The sequence below is a fragment of the Streptomyces sp. NEAU-YJ-81 genome, from assembly GCF_017592595.1.
Lineage (GTDB): Bacteria > Actinomycetota > Actinomycetes > Streptomycetales > Streptomycetaceae > Streptomyces > Streptomyces hygroscopicus_B.
On record NZ_JAGFNO010000009.1, the window covers coordinates 18,189 to 37,320 of the forward strand.

Genomic DNA, 19,132 nt, shown 5'->3' on the forward strand with positions numbered 1-19,132 from the left:
GCTGATCGGGCACGGATTCCGGACCGGCTGATCCACAGGTTATGGCCTGCGGGACGCCGAGTCCGTGCGCAAGCTGGCCCGCGAGGCCCGGGAACTGGGCGGCGGCCGGGTGGACGTCCTGGTCAACAATGCCGGGGTCTTCCCGTTCGGGCCGACGGACCAAACGCCGCAGAGCGATGTCGACACCGTCTACGCGCTGAATGTGAAGGCGCCGTTCTACCTGGTGGCGGAGCTCGCCCCGGCGATGGCGGAGCGCGGCTACGGGGCGGTCGTCAACGTGAGCACCATGGTCGCCGAGTACGGGGCGCCGGGGATGGCGCTGTACGGATCGAGCAAGGCGGCGCTGAACCTGCTCACCAAGTCGTGGGCCGCCGAGTACGGCCCGCGCGGGGTCCGGTTCAACGCCGTCGAGCCGGGGCCGACCCGCACGGAGGGCACGGCCGGTATGGGTGAGGATCTGACGGCTCTCGCCGCGCAGGCGCCCACCGGGCGGCCCGCCGCGCCCGAGGAGATCGCCGAGGCCATCACCTTCCTGGCGAGCGAGGCGGCGAGCTTCGTCCAGGACGCGGTGCTGCCGGTCGACGGTGGCCGCGTGGCCGTCTGACCCGGCGCGGACGGCGCCTTCACGGCCCTGGGCCCCGCCCACCAGGAGGATCCGGGGCCGCCCACCAGCAGGATCCAGGGCCGGTATCCATCTGATGGCCTCCGCCGGCAATCGGCGGAGGCCATCGCCGCGCGCAATCTGTGTAGCCTGGCGGAAGGGCCCAGGGAGCGCACCAGGAGAGAAGAACGCGAGCCCAGGAGTGGTGCCCATGGTGACGACGACGATCATGCTGTCCATCGTGTTCGCCCTGCTCGCGGCCGGCAGCAATGCGCTCGGGACGGTGCTGCAGCGCCGCGCCGCGCTCACTGTTCCCGCGTCACGATCATTGCGCTTCGGGCTGATCCGCGACCTTCTGCACACTCCGATCTGGTTCGCCGGGATGCTCGGCGTTGTCTTCTCCGCCGTTTTCCAGGCCCTCGCGCTGGCCACCGGATCGCTCGCCACCGTACAGCCCATCTTCATTCTCGAACTTCCGCTGGCTCTGGTGATCGGAGGGATGGTCTTTCGCGTCGGTGTGTCGCGCAAGGCATGGATCTGCGTGGCCTGCATCGTCGGTGGACTGGCTCTGGCCCTCTTCTCGCTGGCCCCCACCGGAGGGCGCGACCAGGTGCCCGGGATCTGGTGGGTGCCGGGGCTCGCGGTCACCGGAGGGATCGGTGCCGCCCTCGTTCTCGCCGGTCTGCGGCGCCCCACCGGTCTGATGCGAGCGGCCTGCCTCGCGGCAGCGGCGGCCATCGGAAACGCCGTCACCGCGGCGCTGGTCAAGTCGGCCATGAACATTCTTTCCGATCAGGGCGCCATCGCCTTCTTCACCGCGTGGCAGACGTACAGCTTCGCGGCTGTCGGCGCCTTTTCCCTGTTCCTGCTCGGGGTCGCCATGCAAGGGGGCCCGCTGATCGGCTCGCAACCCGCTTTGACGCTCGGCGATGCCACGGTGAGCTTCTGTCTCGGTGTGACGCTCTACGGCGAGCAGCCGCGCGCCGGATTCTGGCTCGTACCGGCACTGCTGGGGCTGAGTGTGCTCCTGTACGGAATTTTCGGGCTGTCCCATACGCGTTGCCTCGCCCAGTGTGTCGACCGGAGCAGGGATGAACTCGGTGGCCTCGGGGAGCCTGCGGCGGCGCGCGGGTGAAGTCACCCGTACAATCGTGAATAAGGCGAAGTTGGGCCTCCCGGACAAAGTGAGCGTCGTGGCGTCGGACCTCTTCGAGCTGTTGGAGGGTCGAAAGTGATCAGCCACCATGCCTACGCCGTCGAGCCGTGGTGCTTGCGCGAGACCGAGCTCAACCTGGACGTCCTCGCGCAGAGTGAATCCGTATTCTCCGTGTCCAACGGGCATGTCGGCTGGCGCGGCAACCTCGACGAGGGCGAGCCGCACGCCCTGCCCGGCAGCTATCTCAACGGTGTGCACGAGCAGCATCCGCTGCCGTACGCGGAAGCCGGCTACGGATTCCCCGAGTCCGGCCAGACGGTGATCAACGTGACCAACGGCAAGCTCATCCGGCTGCTGGTCGACGACGAACCGTTCGACTTGCGCTACGGGCGGTTGCGTTCGCATGAGCGCGTGCTCGACCTGCGCACCGGCCTGCTCCACCGCGTCTGCGAGTGGACGTCGCCGGTCGGCAGGACGGTGCGCGTGCGCTCCACCCGACTGGTCTCCTTCACCCAGCGCGCCATCGCCGCGGTCGCCTACGAAGTGGAGCCGGTGGACGCCCGGACGCACGTGGTCGTCCAGTCGGAGCTCGTCGCCAATGAGCAACTGCCCGCGCTCAGCGGCGATCCCCGGGTCGGTGCCGCCCTGAAGTCGTGCCTTCGGCCCGAGGAGCACGCCGCGGTCGATACGCGGTTGCGCCTGGTGCACCACACGGCGGCGAGCAATCAGCGGATCGGGGCCGCGGCCGACCATGTGGTGCGGGGCCCCGGATCCACCCGGAGCTCCAGTGAGAGCGCGGACGACGTGGGCCGCCTCACCGTCACCGCGGTCCTGGACCCCGGTGAGACGCTTCGCATCGAGAAGTTCGTCTCCTACGGCTGGTCCGGGATTCGCTCGCTGCCGGCCGTCCGGGACCAGGTCGAGGCCGCGCTCACCGGTGCGCGCAACACCGGCTGGCAGGGCCTGGTCGACCAGCAGCGCGAGTATCTCGACGGCTTCTGGCGCCATGCCGATATCGAGGTCGACGGCGACGCGGAAATCCAGCAGGCCGTCCGCTTCGCCCTCTTCCATGTGCTGCAGGCGGGCAGCCGGGCCGAACAGCGGTCGATCCCGGCCAAGGGCCTGACCGGCTCCGGATACGACGGACACGCCTTCTGGGACACCGAGACGTTCGTTCTGCCACTGCTCACCTACGCCTCGCCGAACTGCGTCGCCGAGGCCCTGAACTGGCGGCAGAGCACCCTGCCGGCGGCGCGGGCGCGCGCCAGGCAGCTCGGACTGCGCGGTGCGGTCTTCCCCTGGCGCACGATCGACGGTGCGGAATGCTCCGGGTACTGGCCCGCCGGAACCGCGGCCTTTCACATCAACGCGGATATCGCCGCCGCCGTCGTGCGCTATGTCTGGGCCACCGGCGACACCGACTTCGAACGGCGCACCGGTGTGGAACTGCTGGTGGAGACGGCCCGGCTGTGGCATTCCCTCGGTCATCACGACTCCGGGGGCCGCTTTCACATCGATGGCGTCACCGGCCCCGACGAGTACAGCGCGCTCGCGAACGACAACACCTACACCAACCTCATGGCCCGGGCGAATCTGCTGGCCGCCGCCGATGCGGCCGAGCGCCACACGGAGCAGGCCGCGGCGCTCGGTGTCGACAGGGAAGAGGCCGCCGCATGGCGTGGCGCGGCCAAGGCGATGTCCGTGCCGTACGTCAGTGCGCTCGGCCTGCACGAGCAGTCGGCGGGCTACACCGGCCTCGACGTATGGGATTTCGGGGACACGCCACCCGAGCTGTACCCGCTGATGCTGCACTTCCCGTATTTCGACTTGTACCGGAAGCAGGTGGTCAAACAGGCGGACCTGGTGCTGGCGATGTATCTGTGCGGCGATGCCTTCGAAGCCGACCAGAAGGCGCGCAACTTCGCCTACTACGAGCCGCTGACGGTCCGGGACTCCTCGCTGTCGGCCTGTGTCCAGTGTGTGATGGCCGCCGAAGTGGGCCATGTGCGGCTCGCCTTCGACTACCTGGGCGAGGCCGCGCTGATGGACCTGGCGGATCTGGAGAAGAACACCCGCGACGGCCTGCACATCGCCTCCCTGGCAGGCACCTGGGTAGGACTGGTCGCCGGCTTCGGCGGCATGCGCGACCACGGGGACGTCCTGTACTTCGCGCCCAGGCTCCCCGAGAGCCTCAGCCGGCTGGCCTTCTCCGTGCTGATCCGGCAGCGCTGCCTGCGGGTCGACATCACGGGCTCGCAGGTCACCTACACACTGCGGGATGGCGAGCCGCTCCGGATCAGCCACGGCGGCGAGGTCATCACCCTGTCCAAGGGCTCGCCCGAGACCCGCCCCGTCGAGCGCCCAACGGCCCTGCCCGAGCCCGTCCAACCGCCGGGCAGACGACCCGAACCACGCCGCTGACCGTCACCCGCCGATCAGGCCGGTGCCGATCCGGGCCGGGGCCCATCCGATGCCCGGACAGCCCGCGCCGGTGCTACTCGGGCTGCTGTGTGAGGGGCTGCTCGGTCCAGACAGTCTTCCCCTGCCCGTTGTAGCGGATGCCCCAGTTCTGGGCGAGTTGGGCGCAGATGAACAGGCCGCGGCCGCCCTCGTCGACGGTCCCGGCGTGCCGTAGCCGGGGGGCGGTGGGGCTGGAGTCGTGGACCTCGCAGGTGAGGGTGCGATCTTTGATGAGGCGCAGGCGCACGGGTGGCGCGCCGTAGCGCAGGGCGTTGGTGACCAGTTCGCTGACGATCTCTTCCGTGGCGTAGGTGGTGTCCTCGTCCACGCCCCAGGTGGCCAGTTGGGACCGGGCGTGGCGGCGCGCGATCGCCGGGGCGGTCGGGTCGTCGTCCAGGGGCCAGGCGGCGGCGCGGTCGGCGGGGAAGGCGTGCGTGCGTGCGAGGAGGAGGATGGCATCGCCCGAGAGGGCGTCGCCGCGCAGCCGGTAGAGGACGTCGTCGCACAGGTCTTGCACCGGTCGGTCGACGTCGGCGAGCACGCGCGGGAGCAGCCGCGGGCCGCCGGTGCCGTCCTCGGGCCGGTCGGCGGCCGGCAGCGCGGCCGTGTAGAGGGCGAGGACATCACCGTCGGCGACGGGGACGGTGGTGGTGGCGAACGGGGGGCCGCTCCCGCCGCCGAGGGCCGCGCCGACGGCCAGGTCGAGAACGCGGGGGGTCTCCTCGCGCCCGGCGAGCATGGGCGGCGGATGTCCGGCGGAGGCGATGGCGCAGGTACGGGAGAACGGGTCGTACATCACGCACAGGCACGTCGCGCTGAGCGGCTGCCTGCGCAGCGGGTCATCCGAGGGCAGCGCCTTCCGCTCCCACACGAGGCTGGTGACGGTGTCGTCGAGCCGGGCGAGGAGTTCGTCGGGTTCCAGGTCGAGTGCGGCGAGCGAATGGATGACGGTCCGCAGCTGTCCCATGGTGGTCGCGGTCTGGATGCCATGGCCGGCGACCTGGCCGACCACCAGGGCGGTGCGGGCACCGGGCAGGCCGAAGACGTCGAACCAGCCGCCACCTCCCTGGCCGTCGGGCACGTTCAGGTGGGCGGTCTCGACCGCGGTCTGGGAGGCGGGAGCCGGGGCCAGCAGGTGGCGCTGGAGCGCCGCGGCGATGGTGTGCTCGTGGGTGTAGCGGCGGGCGTTGTCGATGCTCAGAGCGGTGTGTGTGGCCAGTTCCAGGATGAGGGCGACCTCCCTGTCATCGAAGGTGTCGGCTTGCCGGGTGCGGTAGAGGCTGAGCAGTCCGAGGACCGTTCCGCGCAGTGTGAGGGGCGCGGTGAGCAGGGCACGTACGCCGGATTCGAGGATCGCCCGGCCCCGCGCGGGATCGGCGGCCAGCCAGGGGGTGTCCGGGCCCAGGACGACCGCGCGGGGCTTGAGGTCGACCAGCACCTGGGCGTAGGGCGTGGGGAAGAACAGGGCGCGCACGTCGCCCACCGGATGCGCCCGGGTCTGCCGTTCACCGCCGCCGTGAGCGAAAGCGGCGCGGCGCAGCGGCACATCCCGTCCCAGCGGGCTGAGCGGCGGTTTCTCCCCGCGCACCACGGGCTCCACCACCTCCACCACAGCGACATCGGCGAAGCCCGGCACCAACGCCTCGACCAGCTCCTGGCAGGTGGCCACCACGTCCAGGGTGCGTCCCACCCGCTCCCGCACGGCACGCATGGTCCGCAGCCTGCGGCGCGACTTCTCCTGATCTGTCACATCGGCTGCCATGACCACCGCCCCCAGCGCGTCCCGCAACGGGAACGCCGAGATGGCGAGGTGCGTCCGCTGGAGATCGCTCGCCGGCCGCGCGGGCACGACATGCCCCGGCGCGGGAGCACCGCTTGCCAGGACCTGGCGCAGTATCCGTTCCACATCGGCCGGGGCCGAGAGAGACCATACGGCGGTGAGGGAACGTCCCTTCAACTGCTGAAGGTCCGTGCCGCACATATGTTGCGCGGCTGCGTTGGCCGACACCACGCGGAGCTCGCCGTCGACGACGAACAGTGGTCCCGGCGCGTAGGCGTGCATCGCTTCGAGCACCGCGGCCTTGATGACGGGCAGCGTCCCGTTCGCCGGTGGCAGGAAGATCTTCCACACCACCGAACCGTCGTGCCACGGCAGCGGCTGGACGTGAAGCCCATCGCCGACGGGTCCGGCCGCGACATCACGCAGATCGACCTGGCGGGGGTCGTCCCCATCATCACTGCCGACGGGCGGGGCGGAGCCGAGCAGGTCGGTCACCGGGCGCCCGATCACCTCGTCAGCCGGGCGGCCGAGCAGCTCTTCTGCCCGGTGGCTCCACTCCACCACCTTGCCACTGCTGTCGACGATCATCAGCGGGGTATCACCGGCCACGGCAACCACCTCCACCTCCCAGCATGCTGGGTAGCCAGGGGATTCGCCGCGCCCGCGGGACCGACGACGGCCGTGGCCCGTCAACCCGCGGGTTGACCGGGGCAATCAACCCACGGGCCGACGTTCCACGACGGCGTACGCGGCACGCTCTACGCCATGACGACCACCGACTACCTGATCTCCGTCGCTCTGATCCTCCTGGTGATCCCGCAGCTCCGCGGCACCCGCCAGACGACACGCAACACGCTGCTGCCCGTGGTGGCTGTCGCCGCCGCGGCCGCGCACTACCTGCGGTCCTTCCCGACCCAGGGGCACGATGTCCAGCTCTACCTCGTGGGAGTCCTGGCCGGGGCGGTCCTGGGCGCCGCGTGTGGCGCCACCACAGGTGTGCATCGCGGCTCGGACGGAGTCGCCCTGGCCAAGGCCGGAGCGGTCGCCGCGGGCCTGTGGATCGTGGGCATGGCCTCGCGCGCCGGATTCGAGTACTGGACGACCCATGGCGGCTCCACGACGGTCGCGCAGTTCAGCCGCGACAACCTGATCACCGGTTCCGCGGCGTGGACGGCCGCTCTGCTGCTGATGGCCCTGGCACAGGTCCTGTCCCGGCTCGCCGTGGTGCGGATCAAGGTGCGGCGGATGTCCTCTGCCGCCGCCACCCCGGTGCGGGCTTGAGGCGGGCCCGGGCCGGAGCCGGTTGTGAAGCCGACGCGGCACATCCCTACTGTTCAGACTATGACGCATTTCCCGGACGGCGCGCAGCTCGCGGTCAGCCCACGGCTGACCGAGGCGCTCGTCGGCGTCCGAGACCGGCGCGAGCGCCGGAACCGGCGCCTGCGACCGGTGCTGTGGGGCATCCTGGCCGCCGTCGGCACGCAGTCCCTCTACGTCGATCCGGGACCCGGTGTGCAGGGGGTGCATCTCGCTGTCACCGTGGTCCTCGCCGGCTGCCTGCTGCCGCTGGCCGCCGTCGCCTCGGGGCTGTGGTCGGTCGTGAAGCCCCTCTCCTGCATCGCGTTCTGCCTGTCGGTCACCGGGTTCGGGCTCGCGCTCGGCGTCCTCCGGCCCGGTTCGATGTCCGTCCTGCCGGCGTCGGCGGCCGTGCTGACCGCCTTCCTCGTGCTGCGGCGACGCCAGGCCGCGCTGGTCGGCGGCGTCCTCGCGGCCGGTATGGTCGCCGCAGCGGTCGTCGGGCGGGACGGCAGCGTGGCCAACCTGACCGGAGAGCTGCTGTTCTGCGTGGTCCTCGTCCTGATGGCGATCAGCATGCGGCAGGCAGGTGACAACGAGGAGCGCGCGGAGTTGCTGCTCGCGCAGCTCGAGGTCGCCCGGGAGGCGGAGGCCGAGGCCGCCGCGCTGGCCGAGCGCACCCGCATCGCCCAGGACCTGCACGATGTGCTCGCCCAGACCCTCTCCGGGCTCGCCGTTCAGGTACAGGCCGCGCGGCGGATGGCCCGGCGCGATCAGGCAGGCGACGATCTGCGGGAGCTGCTCGACCGGGCCGGCACGCTCGTCAAGGAGGGGCTGGGCGACGCACGCCGGGCCGTGAGCGCCCTGCGCGGACGGCGGACGCCCTCGCTGGAGCGGCTGGCGGAGCTGGTCGAGCGCTACCGCGTGGACCTGGAGCTCGACGTGACGCTGTCCGTCGTCGGGGCGCCGCGTGTCCTGCCCGCCGACGCGGATCTCGCCCTGTACCGCGGCGCGCAGGAGGCGCTGACCAACGCGGCCCGCTACGCGCGCGGCGCCCGTACCACCGTGACCCTCCGCTACGAACCCGCGACCACCGTATTGACGATCGAGGACCGGCGGCCCGCACCGGGCCCGGCCCCCTCGCCACTGGCCGTGGGCTCCGGCCTGGGCCTGACGGGCATGCGGGAGCGGTTGCGCGAAGTCGGCGGAAGCACCGGCGCGGGGCCGACCAAGGACGGCTGGAAGGTGCGGATGGAGGTCCCGGCATGACGGGGCCCGGCGAGCGGATCAGGGTCCTGATCGCGGACGATCAGCAGGTCGTACGAGGCGGGCTCGTGCTGCTGATCGGCATGCTGGACGGCATCGAGGTGGTGGGCGCGGCCCGCGACGGTGCCGAGGCGGTGGAGCTCACCGAGCGGCTCCGCCCGGACGTGGTGCTGATGGACCTCAACATGCCGGTCCTCGACGGAGTCGCGGCCACGGCGGCCCTCCGGGAAAAGGTGCCGGGCAGCGCCGTACTGGTGCTGACCACCTACGTGGACGACGACTCCGTCTTCCCGGCGCTGCGGGCGGGCGCGCGGGGCTATCTGACCAAGGACGCGGACGACGACGAGGTGGAGACGGCGATCCGGCATGTGCACGCCGGACGCACCTGGCTCGACCCCGTCGTCCAGGCCCGCTTGGTCGCCGCCCTCCAGCCGGGCCAAGCCTCCGCAACGGCCACGCCGCCCCCCGCACCCGGCCCCGCCCGGCGGCGAGCGGACACGCTGCCGGACGGTCTGACCCCACGCGAGGCCGAGGTGCTCACCCTCATCGCCCAGGGCCTGTCCAACGCCGAGATCTGCGCCAGGCTCGTGGTCAGCCAGGCCACCGTGAAGACGCACATCAACCGGATCTTCGCGAAGACCGGCGCGACCGACCGCGCCCAGGCGGTGGGCTACGCCTACCGGAACGACCTGGCCGGCGGCGGCTGAATCCGGCGCCACTCGGCCACGACGGTCCGGTGGAGCAGGGCGCCTGTCGGCGGCTTGGCCGAACCGGCCGGGGTCTCAGCGCGACGTCTGAAAAGCGCCAGCGGAGTCCCGGGTTCTCACCCAGGCTTGTCCACTGTGTCGCCACAGAACCACTTCTCAGCGCGGTCCAGGCGATTCCGTACGGCTGTCCCACCTGAACCGAGAAGGATTCCGTAGCTAGTGAAGGACGAGATGACCAGGCTATCCATCCCAGGCACGGCCGCGCAGGCGGCACTCTTCGACCTGGACGGCACTCTGGTTGCCACCGAGCATCGCAGTCGCGCTGCCTGGACCCGCCTGTTCGAAGCTCATGGGCTCCCTGTCGACGAGGCGTTGCTCGCCGGCTTCGTCGGGCGCCGTGGTGACGAGGCCCTCGCGGAGCATGTGCACCGATTTCCCGGCCGTACCGTCCAGGAGCTCTTCAACGAGGCGCTCGGCTATCTGAACGGGCCGGACAGCCCGCCGGCCTACGCGGTTCCGGGAGCCGAGGCGCTGGTGAGGCGATTGCGTGCGGACGGAGTCCCGATCGCGGTGGTGACCTCCGGTCTGCGGAAGCACGCGGTCGAACTCCTCCAACTCGTCGGGGGCGCGGACCTGTTCGCGGCGATGATCTCGGCTGAGGACGTTCGTCAGGGGAAACCTCACCCTGAGGGCTACCGGTCCGGGTGCGCGGCCCTGGAAGTCGACCCGAACCGGGCGGTCGCCTTCGAGGACGCACCCGCGGGGATCGCGGCGGCCAAGGCGGCCGGACTCACCTGCGTGGGGATCACCACCACACACCCTGCCGCCGCCCTTCGAGCAGCGGACACCGTCGTGTCCGACCTCACCGAGGTCGACTGGCCGTCTCTCGCCGCAGGACCCCTTTCACCGAACGTCGCGTGAGCGGGGGGCACGGTCATGCGAGCACAGCGCCCGGACGCGAGAAGCGGCGGCACTCAGCGCCGATACGACGGCCTGCCGGTCGATGCCCCACCATCGGCGAAGCGGCCATGGCGTCTGCTGATCGTCCTCTTGGCCGCACAGTTCATCGCCAATGTGGACACCGCCATCGCCAATATCGCGGCGCCCTCCATTCAAACCGACCTTCATGCCTCCGGCGGCGAAACCGGTTTGGTGGTCAGTGGTTATGTGGCCACCTACGCGGTTCTGCTGGTGATCGGAGCACGGCTGGGCGCAACCCACGGCCATCGCCGCATCTTCCTCCTGGGCATGGCCGTGTTCACCGCGACGTCCCTCGCCTGCGCCCTGGCGCCCGGCCCGGGCCTATTGATCGCTGCCAGGATCGCCCAAGGCGCCGGGGCCGCGCTGATGGTCCCCCAGGTACTCAGCGGCATCCAGCTGCACTTCGCCGGTGAGCAGCGCCTCAGAGCCCTGGGCTATTACGCCATCGCGTTGTCCGGTGGTGCCGTGGCGGGACAGACCCTGGGCGGTGTGCTCATCGCGGCGGACATCCACGGTACGAGTTGGCGCCCGATCTTCTTGATCAACGTCCCCGCCGGGCTGCTCATCCTCGCCGCTGCCATGCGTTTCATGCCCGGCGATGCCAAGGGTCGGCACACCCGGCCGCTCGACCTCAACCTGCGGGGGATGCTGACGCTTTCCGCAGCCGTCACGCTGCTCATCGTGCCCTTGCTGCTCGGCGCCGAGCGTGGCTGGCCGACGTGGACGTGGGTGTGCCTCGCGGCAAGTGTGCCGGTCCTCGTCGTCTTCCATCTGGGGCAGCGGCGTCTCGCCGCGTCCGGGGGACGGCCGTTGATCGCCGAGGAAGTCATTCGGGAACCGGCCGTGCGCTGGTCCCTTCTGGCACACGGGGTGACCACCATGACCTATTTCGCCTTGCTGTTCGTGCTGGCCAACTACCTCCAGGACGGTCTTGGGAGAGGCCCTGCCTATGCGGGTTTGGCCATGGTCTCGTGGGTCGCCGCGTTCGGACTCGCCGGCCCGCTGCTGGCGCGTCTGCCGGAACGGAACAGGCAGGCAACCCCCCTGGCGGGGTGCGTGATCCTGGCAGTGTCGTATTTCTCGGTGGGGAACTACCTTCTGACCGGCCACAGCACCGGGCCCATGCTGTTCGTGCTGCTGGCAGTGGGCGGCCTCGGACTGGGCATCAGTTCCAACGCCCTCATCGGCCGGATGACTTTCGCACTGCCCAATCGCTACGCCGCCGATCTCTCCGGCGTCATCAGCACCAATGCCCAGCTCTGCGGAGCACTGGGTGTCGCCGCCCTGGGCACCTCCTACCTGCGATTGGCGGAGAGCGCTTCCGCCGGCCAGTCCGCGAAGGCATTCGAGGTCGTCCTCTTCGTGTGCGCGGGGCTGGCATTGCTCGGTGCCGTGGCGGCTCACCAAGGCAGCCGCGCGCGTCCCCCTGGGGACAGGACCCCCATCGATACCTGAGGCACGCACATCCGGTTCGGGGCGGTGGCTCGGGGAAAGGGAGACGACGGCACCGTCCTCACGACCCGGCCAGCCTTGATGGAGGGTGAAGTGGTCAGCAAGCCAGACCGTCGTACGGTTCTCGGCGCCACCGCCGGCGCCGCACTCACCGGGGCGTTCAGCGCCCCCGCCACCGCCGCCTCGTTCGCCGGGACGTCCGGCCACGTCACGGTCCACTCGCCGAATGGCCGGTTGCGGGTAACCGTTCTCACGGCGAACGGGTCTCTCCGGTATCAGGTCGTGCGTGATGGCCGAGTCCTGGTCGCGCCCTCCGGGCTCGGGCTCGACCTGGCCGGCCGGCCATCGCTCACCAGCGGCCTGGTGGTGCAATCCGTCAAGCGCAGGACGGTCAAGGAGTCGTGGCGTCCGGTGTGGGGCCCCGACGCGCTCGTCCGCAACCATGCCAGGGAGTGCGTGCTGCGGACCGTGCAGTCTGCGAGTGGGATACGGCTGGACCTGGTCATCCGGGTCTTCGACGACGGCGTCGGATTCCGCTACCACCTGCCGGCGCAGACCGGGCTCGACACCTACACGGTCACCGCCGAGCGCACCGAGTTCGCGCTGCCGCCGACGGCCACGAGCTGGTCGCTGGCGGCGGGTACCGACTGGAGGGCCGACGAACGGCACTACCGGCGGGCCCAATTGTCCGACGTGGATACCGCGCAGACCCCGCTGACGTTGGCCACGACGGACGGTCAGTACGTCGTCGTGCACGAGGCGGCGCTGATCGACTATCCGAGTATGACCCTCGCCGCCGACCCCACCCGGCCGGGTACGTTCACCAGTGAACTGATCAGCCTTCCCGACGGCACGAAGGCCCGGCTGTCGGGCGAGTTCTCCACCCCGTGGCGCACGCTGACCATCGGCGACCGTCCCGGTGATCTCGCCGAATCGCACCTGATCGAGAACCTGAACGAGCCGTGTGCGCTCGCCGATACGTCATGGATCTCGCCCGGCACATACGTCGGCGTGTGGTGGGAACTGCAGCGGCGCCACACGACCTGGACGGCGGGACCACACCATGGGGCGACGACCGAGCGTGTCAAGCAGTACATCGACTTCGCCAGGGAGGCGGGCGCGAGCAGCGTTCTCGCGGAGGGCTGGAACACCAACGCCGGCGGCCAGTGGACCGGCCAGGATTTCCTGACGCCACAGCCGGACTTCGATCTGCCCGAGGTGCTGCGCTACGCACGGGCCAACGGCATCGGGTTCACCGCTCATAACGAGACCCGCGGCTTCGTCGACTACTACGAGCAGCACCTGGACACGATCTTCGCGCGGTACGCCGAGCTCGGCATCCACTCGGTCAAGACCGGCTATGCCACCAGGTTCGAGCTGGGCGGGGTGAACCGCGGCCACTTCGACCAGGAAGCCGTGCGCCACTATCAGCGGGTCGTCGACACCGCGGCCCGCTACAAGATCATGGTCATCGCGCACGAGGCCATCAAGCCGACCGGACTGGCACGCACGTACCCGAACATGATGACCGGTGAGGGGGTGGCCGGGATGGAGCAGCAGAACTACATGGGGAAGCTCGGGAATCCGCCGGAGCAGGCCACCATCCTGCCGTTCACCCGGTTCATGGGCGGGCCGGCCGACTACACCCCGGGCGTGCTCAACGTGACCTGGGACCCGGCTGGGCTCGGCACCCGCGTGCAGACGACATCGGCCACGCAACTCGCCCTGTACTCACTGTTCTTCAGCCCGCTGCAGATGCTGGCCGACACCCCGGAGAACTACCGCTCCCACCCGGGTTTCGCCTACCTGAAGGACATCCCGGCAAGCTGGGACGAGACCCGGTTCCTGGACTGCGTGATCGGCGACTACACGGTCGCCGCCCGCCGGAAGGGCCACACCTGGTATCTCGGCGCGATCACCGACGAGCAGGACCGGACGCTGCGGGTGCCGCTGCGGTTCCTGGGACCGGGTCGGTACAGAGCCGAGATCTACCGCGATGCCGCTGACACGAGCTGGCACGACAACCCGCTGCCGATCGACGTCCGGACCACAACGGTGCGATCGTCCACTGTGCTCACCCTGCGACTCGTCGCCGGCGGCGGCACCGCGATCCGGTTGCGCCCCGCGCGCTCCTGACGGGCGCAGGCGAACGGGCGGAGAGCACGGACAGGTACCGCGACCCGACCATGGACACGTAGCGCTCTCCGGCCAGGCGCAGCATGAGCCGTGACTTCAAGAGCGGTCGTTCGGACGGAGCCTTCCGGCCCAGAGCAGTGCGTCTTCGGCCTGGGCCGCCAGCTCGGTGACGAGGTCGGCCGCGGAAGGCACATCGGTGATGAGGTCGACGGCCTCGCCCGCCCAGACCGGCAGGGGCGGAATCACCCCTCGTGCCACGTCGTCCTGGTAGTCCTGACGCGCCCGGGAGTCGCCGGCCAGCTCGGCCTCCCGGCCGCGCCATCGGTCGAGATAGGGGTGGCTGAGCGTACGGGCGCTGTACTTCTCGAGAGGCCAGCTCGCGCCACGAGCGATGTCCAGCACGCTGTTGCGTTCGGTGTCCTGTCCGCGTCCTTCGACCAGGGCCTTGCTGATGGAGCGGTCGACCAGGGCCTCGGTCGTGGCCTGGAAGCGGGTGCCGATGAGAGCGCCGGCGGCGCCCAGGGCCAGGGCGGCGGCGACGCCGCGGCCATCGGCGATACCGCCGGCCGCCAGGACCGGTACCGGTGCCGCGAGGTCCGCCACGACCGGCACGAACGGCAGCGTGGACCGGCCGCGACGAGCACCATGGCCACCGCTCTCGGTTCCCTGCGCCACGATGACGTCGGCGCCCACGTCCAGGGCCCGCTCGGCCTCGTCCAGATCGGTGACCTGAACGATCAGAACCGCGCCCGACCGGCGGATCCGGTCGACGAATGGGCTCGGGTCTCCGAAGGACAACATCACCGCCGCGGGATGGAACTCCAGCGCCTGCTCCACCGCGCCGACATCGATCGCCCAGCTCAGAAACCCGACACCCCACGGCTGGTCGGTGCCCTCCGCGACGATCGGCAGCTCCCGCTCCAGCCAAGCCCGGTCCCCGTACGCACCACCCAGCAGACCGAGCCCGCCCGCCCGGGAGACGGCCGCGGCCAGTGCGCCCCCGGCCACACCGCCCATCGGTGCCAGCACGATCGGGTGCCGCAGGCCCAACAACTCCGTCAACTCCGTCGACAACGCCATGCCCCATCATCGCTCCCGTGCCGACGGGCAGGGCACGGGCCGAGGCAACGCCACCGCCGCCGTCGACGCCCTGATCGACGCCCTCCGCGCTTGATCCGGGGGCTCGGTGAAGGACTTGCGTGCCCTACGACCATGAAACGCAAACGGTGCCGGCCGAGAACCGGCCAGCACCGTCGGTGTACGTACTGAATGTGTCCGAGGGGGGACTTGAACCCCCACGCCCGATAAAGGGCACTAGCACCTCAAGCTAGCGCGTCTGCCATTCCGCCACCCGGACCAGGTGTGTCTCCGCGGTCGGCCGCGGCGACATGGACCACGATACCAAGGTTTCGGAGTGCGTTTCACCTGCGTATGCCGGGCGCCCACCCCCGCGCCGACCTGGGGGGACGCCGAGGGTGGGCACGGAGGGTGACTAGTTGGGCATCAGGTGGTAGTCGGGGAAGTTGCCGGGGAGACGCTCGGGGTGTGGGCCCTCGGTGACGGCGCGGATCAGGAGGTCGCCGCCGACGAAGGCGCCGCGCCAGGAGGCGCCGAAGCCGCCGAAGAGTTCGTCGCGGTCGCCGCGGGAGCGGGGCGTGCCGTGGCCGGTCTTGAAGGCGCGGATCTGGGGGGCCAGCCGGGCGTAGGTGGCGGGGTCGTCGCAGGAGAGGGTGGCGACGAGGGCGCCGTTGCTGGCGTTCATGGCGGCGAGCAGTTCGGCCTCGGTGTCGACCAGTACGAGGGTGTCGACCGGACCGAAGGGCTCGGCATGGTGGAGCGGGGAGATGGAGGGCGGGTTGAGGAGGGTGACGGGGGCCGCGTAGGCGGAGAGGTCCTGGCCGGGGAGGAAGTGGCCGTCGGCGAGGTCGCCGCGGTGGAGGGGGACGGCGCCGCGGTCGATGGCCTCGGCGACCTGGTCGGCCAGCTCCTTGGCCTTGGCCGCGTTGATCAGGGGGCCGAAGTCCAGGTCGGGGAGCTGGTCGGAGGGGTGCTCCACGGCCAGGGGGTGGCCCATGCGGATGGCGCGCACCGCCGGGAGGTAGACGGAGAGGAAGGCGTCGAAGGACGAGCGCTGGACGACGAAGCGCGGATAGGCGGTGCAGCGCTGCTTGCCGTAGTCGAAGGTCTTGCGGATCAGCGGGGCGAGGGCGTCCCAGTCGGTGAAGTTCCAGATGCCCCAGGCGTTGAGTCCCTCCTGCTCCAGGATGTGGCGCTTGCCGAGGTCGGCGACGGCGGTGGCGACCCGGGCGCCGGTGTCGCGGCCGCCGACGAAGGAGACGCAGCCGATCTCGGGCGCGCGGACCAGGGCCTCGGAGAGCTCACCGCCGCTGCCGCTGACGAGGGTGACCGGGATGCCCTCGCGGGCGGCGAGCGCGCAGGCGAGGGTGAGGCAGGCCAGCCCGCCGTCGGTGGGGGTCTTGGCGATGACGGCGTTGCCGGCCAGCGCCTGGACGAGCAGGGCGTGGGCGAGGACGCTCATCGGGTAGTTCCAGCTCGCGATGTTGGAGACCGGGCCGGGCAGCGGGGTGCGGCCCTCGGCCATGCGGTCGATCTCGTCGACGTACCAGCGGACGCCGTCGATGGCCCGGTCCACATCGGCCTGGGCCAGCCGCCAGGGCTTGCCGATCTCCCAGACCAGGAGGAGGGCGAGCAGTCCCCGGTGCTCGCAGAGTGCGTCGAGGGTGGCGGACACCCGCGCCCGGCGCTCCGGGAGGGCGATATGGCGCCAGCCGCGGTGCTGGTCGAGGGAGGCGCGTACGGCCTGGTGGGCGATGGTGGCGTCGAGGCGTGGCGGGCCCGCGATCGGGGTGCCGTCGACGGGGGTGGTGGCGGGGAGGGCCCGGCCGTCGCGGTGCCAGGTGCCGTCCCAGAGGTTGAGGACGCGGTCGTCCTGGAACGCCTCGGGGGCGGCGGCCAGGCAGCGCTGCCAGGCGTCGCCCCAGGCGGTTCCGGGCTTGAGGGTGAGGGTGCGGGTGCGGGTGGGTGCCATCGGGGATCTCCGCTCTCGTTGCACAGGCGGGGCGGGATGTGGCGGTCCGTACGGACACCCGTCACGTACACGTCGTGGCTGTGCGTGGCGGGTGGCCGTACGGAGAGGAAGGTGGCGGTACGGAACGACGGTGACCGGTTCGCGGATCGGGTACGGCTCAGCTCACGCGAGGTTGCCGGGTGTTTCGGCCAGCAGGGCCACCACCAGCCCGGCGGTCTCCGTGGGGGTCGCTCCTACGCGCACGCCCGCCGCCTCCAGCGCCGCCTTCTTGGCCGCGGCGGTGCCCGAGGAGCCGGAGACGATGGCGCCCGCGTGGCCCATGGTGCGGCCCTCGGGGGCGGTGAAGCCGGCGATATAGCCGACGACCGGCTTGGTGACGTGGTCGGCGATGTACCGCGCGGCGCGCTCCTCCGCGTCGCCGCCGATCTCCCCGATCATCACGATGAGGTCGGTGTCGGGGTCGGCCTCGAAGGCGGCCAGGGCGTCGATGTGGGTGGTGCCGATGACCGGGTCGCCGCCGATGCCCACGCAGGTGGAGAAGCCGATGTCGCGCAGCTCGTACATCAGTTGGTAGGTGAGGGTGCCGGACTTGGAGACCAGCCCGATCCGGCCCGGTTTGGTGATGTCGGCGGGGATGATGCCGGCGTTGGACTGGCCCGGGGAGATCAGCCCGGGGCAGTTCGGGCCGATGATCCTGGTGGCGCGGGCCCGGGCGTACGTCTGGAAGGCGACCGCGTCATGGACCGGGATGCCCTCGGTGATGACGACGGCGAGCGGGATCCGGGCGTCGGCGGCCTCGGTGACGGCGGCCTCGGCATGGGGCGGCGGGACGAACAGGACGCTCACATCGGCGCCGGTGGCGTCCATGGCCTCGCGTACGGAGCCGAAGACGGGCACCGTACGGCCGCCGATGTCGACCCGGGTCCCGGCCTTGCGCGGATTGACGCCACCGACGACATCGGTGCCCGCGGCGAGCATCCGCCGGGTGTGCTTCATGCCTTCCGCGCCCGTCATGCCCTGGACGATGACCTTGCTGTCCTTGGTGAGGAAGATGGCCATGATGTGCGCCCCCTACGCGGCGAGTTCGGCGGCGCGTGCGGCGGCGCCGTCCATGGTGTCGGCCTGGTGGACGAGTGGATGAGCCAATTGACCAAGGATGGCCCGGCCACGTGCGGCGTTGTTGCCGTCGAGCCGGACGACCAGCGGCTTGGTGAGGGGGACGGTGTCCAGGGCGCGCACGATGCCGTCGGCCACCGCGTCGCAGGCGGTGATGCCGCCGAAGACGTTGACCAGGACGGAGCGCACCTCCGGGTCGTCGAGGACGAGGGACAGCCCGTCGGCCATCACCTGCGCCGAGGCGCCGCCGCCGATGTCGAGGAAGTCGGCGGGGCGGGCGCCGCAGCCCGCGACGACGTCCAGGGTGGACATCACCAGGCCCGCGCCGTTGCCGATGACGCCCACCTGGCCGTCCAGTTTGACGTAGCCGAGCCCGGCGGCCGCGGCGCGGGCCTCCAGCGGGTCCCGGGCGCGGTCGCCGAAGTCGTCCCATGACGGCTGCCGGAAGCGGGCGTTGTCGTCCAGGGTGACCTTTCCGTCCAGGGCCACGATCGCGCCGTCCCGGGTCACCACCAGCGGGTTGATCTCGACCAGGAGGGCGTCGTGCGCGGTCAGGACGGTCCACAGCCGGCGGATGGTCCCGGCCGTCTCCGGCGGCAGTCCCCCGGCGACGGCGATCTCGGCGGCCTTCGCCTCGGTCACCCCCTCGGCCGGATCGATCGCGATCCGGGCCACCGCCTCGGGGCGGCGCGCCGCGATCTCCTCGATCTCCATACCGCCCTCGGCGGAGGCGATGGCCGCAAAGCGGCCCGCGGCCCGGTCCAAGGTGAAGCCGAGGTACATCTCCCGTTCCACCTCGACCGGTTCGGCGACCATCACCCGGTGGACGGTGTGGCCCTTGATGTCCATGCCGAGGATCCGGTGTGCGGTCCGCTCGGCCGCCGCCGGGTCGTCGGCGAGCTTCACCCCGCCCGCCTTGCCCCGGCCGCCGGTTTTCACCTGGGCCTTGATGACGACGCGGCCGCCGAGCCGCTCGGCGGCGGCGCGGGCGGCTTCGGCCGTGTCCACGACCTCGGCTCGCGGCACCAACACGCCGTTTTCTTGGAGGAGTTCCCGTGCCTGGTGTTCGTACAGGTCCATTGCCAGCTCCCTGATGACCGGTCAACAGCGCTTGATCCAGCGCTGGATCGAA

Annotated in this window: 14 protein-coding genes and 1 tRNA gene; 9 read left to right on the forward strand and 6 right to left on the reverse strand. The window is 70.9% G+C overall.

Annotation, left to right across the window (positions count from 1 at the left end; genetic code table 11):
• Positions 1–46: 46 nt before the first annotated feature.
• The 3 genes from J5X86_RS21155 to J5X86_RS21165 all read left to right on the forward strand — a co-directional run bounded on the left by J5X86_RS21155 (position 47) and on the right by J5X86_RS21165 (position 4,178).
• Positions 47–604 (forward strand): SDR family NAD(P)-dependent oxidoreductase, encoded by a 558-nt coding sequence (locus J5X86_RS21155; RefSeq protein ID WP_279595315.1) that lies wholly within the window; start codon positions 47–49, stop codon positions 602–604.
• A 208-nt stretch (positions 605–812) separates the two neighbouring features.
• Entirely contained in the window at positions 813–1,736 is a 924-nt protein-coding gene (locus tag J5X86_RS21160; protein WP_208518322.1) for a DMT family transporter, read from the forward strand.
• 96 nt (positions 1,737–1,832) lie between these two features.
• Positions 1,833–4,178, forward strand: coding sequence for a glycoside hydrolase family 65 protein (locus J5X86_RS21165; protein WP_208518323.1), 2,346 nt, complete (start codon positions 1,833–1,835; stop codon positions 4,176–4,178).
• 73 nt (positions 4,179–4,251) lie between these two features.
• On the opposite strand, the gene J5X86_RS21170 is transcribed toward J5X86_RS21165, so the two are convergent.
• Entirely contained in the window at positions 4,252–6,606 is a 2,355-nt protein-coding gene (locus J5X86_RS21170) for a SpoIIE family protein phosphatase (protein ID WP_208518324.1), read from the reverse strand.
• Positions 6,607–6,762: 156 nt separating this feature from the next.
• Here J5X86_RS21170 and J5X86_RS21175 point away from each other — a divergent pair, with 156 nt between their 5' ends.
• The 6 genes from J5X86_RS21175 to J5X86_RS21200 all read left to right on the forward strand — a co-directional run bounded on the left by J5X86_RS21175 (position 6,763) and on the right by J5X86_RS21200 (position 13,835).
• On the forward strand, positions 6,763–7,278 hold the full coding sequence (locus J5X86_RS21175; protein WP_208518325.1) for a hypothetical protein: 516 nt from the start codon (positions 6,763–6,765) through the stop codon (positions 7,276–7,278).
• 60 nt (positions 7,279–7,338) lie between these two features.
• Positions 7,339–8,562, forward strand: coding sequence for a sensor histidine kinase (locus J5X86_RS21180; RefSeq protein ID WP_208518326.1), 1,224 nt, complete (start codon positions 7,339–7,341; stop codon positions 8,560–8,562).
• Entirely contained in the window at positions 8,559–9,266 is a 708-nt protein-coding gene (locus J5X86_RS21185) for a response regulator transcription factor (RefSeq protein ID WP_208518327.1), read from the forward strand. The genes J5X86_RS21180 and J5X86_RS21185 overlap by 4 nt, the downstream gene beginning before the upstream one ends.
• Before the next feature lie 231 nt (positions 9,267–9,497).
• Positions 9,498–10,187 (forward strand): HAD family phosphatase, encoded by a 690-nt coding sequence (locus J5X86_RS21190; RefSeq protein ID WP_208518328.1) that lies wholly within the window; start codon positions 9,498–9,500, stop codon positions 10,185–10,187.
• A 15-nt stretch (positions 10,188–10,202) separates the two neighbouring features.
• Positions 10,203–11,702: an MFS transporter gene (locus tag J5X86_RS21195; protein WP_208518329.1), complete on the forward strand. Its 1,500-nt coding sequence runs from the start codon at positions 10,203–10,205 to the stop codon at positions 11,700–11,702.
• Positions 11,703–11,792: 90 nt separating this feature from the next.
• Positions 11,793–13,835, forward strand: a complete 2,043-nt coding sequence (locus J5X86_RS21200) for a glycoside hydrolase family 97 protein (protein WP_208518330.1) — start codon at positions 11,793–11,795, stop codon at positions 13,833–13,835.
• A gap of 96 nt (positions 13,836–13,931) precedes the next feature.
• Here J5X86_RS21200 and J5X86_RS21205 read toward each other — a convergent pair whose 3' ends face one another.
• The 5 genes from J5X86_RS21205 to sucC all read right to left on the reverse strand — a co-directional run bounded on the left by J5X86_RS21205 (position 13,932) and on the right by sucC (position 19,080).
• Complete coding sequence (locus tag J5X86_RS21205; RefSeq protein WP_208518331.1) at positions 13,932–14,915, reverse strand: nitronate monooxygenase family protein; 984 nt, start codon at positions 14,913–14,915, stop codon at positions 13,932–13,934.
• A gap of 192 nt (positions 14,916–15,107) precedes the next feature.
• A tRNA-Leu gene (locus tag J5X86_RS21210) sits at positions 15,108–15,192 on the reverse strand.
• Between the two features lie 135 nt (positions 15,193–15,327).
• Entirely contained in the window at positions 15,328–16,884 is a 1,557-nt protein-coding gene (locus J5X86_RS21215; RefSeq protein WP_208518332.1) for an aldehyde dehydrogenase family protein, read from the reverse strand.
• Positions 16,885–17,046: 162 nt separating this feature from the next.
• The gene (gene sucD / locus J5X86_RS21220) at positions 17,047–17,943 is read right to left on the reverse strand and encodes a succinate--CoA ligase subunit alpha (protein WP_208518333.1); all 897 of its coding nucleotides are present in this window, start codon (positions 17,941–17,943) and stop codon (positions 17,047–17,049) included.
• A gap of 12 nt (positions 17,944–17,955) precedes the next feature.
• Complete coding sequence (gene sucC / locus J5X86_RS21225; RefSeq protein ID WP_208518334.1) at positions 17,956–19,080, reverse strand: ADP-forming succinate--CoA ligase subunit beta; 1,125 nt, start codon at positions 19,078–19,080, stop codon at positions 17,956–17,958.
• Between the last annotated feature and the right edge of the window lie 52 nt (positions 19,081–19,132).

Excerpts from the sequence above, each read along its gene's own strand:
- J5X86_RS21160 (WP_208518322.1), top strand. The coding sequence starts at position 813 with ATGGTGACGACGACGATCATGCTGTCCATCGTGTTCGCCCTGCTCGCG.
- J5X86_RS21175 (WP_208518325.1), top strand. The coding sequence starts at position 6,763 with ATGACGACCACCGACTACCTGATCTCCGTCGCTCTGATCCTCCTGGTG.
- J5X86_RS21180 (WP_208518326.1), top strand. The coding sequence starts at position 7,339 with ATGACGCATTTCCCGGACGGCGCGCAGCTCGCGGTCAGCCCACGGCTG.
- J5X86_RS21185 (WP_208518327.1), top strand. The coding sequence starts at position 8,559 with ATGACGGGGCCCGGCGAGCGGATCAGGGTCCTGATCGCGGACGATCAG.
- J5X86_RS21190 (WP_208518328.1), top strand. The coding sequence starts at position 9,498 with ATGACCAGGCTATCCATCCCAGGCACGGCCGCGCAGGCGGCACTCTTC.
- J5X86_RS21195 (WP_208518329.1), top strand. The coding sequence starts at position 10,203 with ATGCGAGCACAGCGCCCGGACGCGAGAAGCGGCGGCACTCAGCGCCGA.
- J5X86_RS21205 (WP_208518331.1), bottom strand. The coding sequence starts at position 14,915 with ATGGCGTTGTCGACGGAGTTGACGGAGTTGTTGGGCCTGCGGCACCCG.
- J5X86_RS21215 (WP_208518332.1), bottom strand. The coding sequence starts at position 16,884 with ATGGCACCCACCCGCACCCGCACCCTCACCCTCAAGCCCGGAACCGCC.
- sucD (WP_208518333.1), bottom strand. The coding sequence starts at position 17,943 with ATGGCCATCTTCCTCACCAAGGACAGCAAGGTCATCGTCCAGGGCATG.
- sucC (WP_208518334.1), bottom strand. The coding sequence starts at position 19,080 with ATGGACCTGTACGAACACCAGGCACGGGAACTCCTCCAAGAAAACGGC.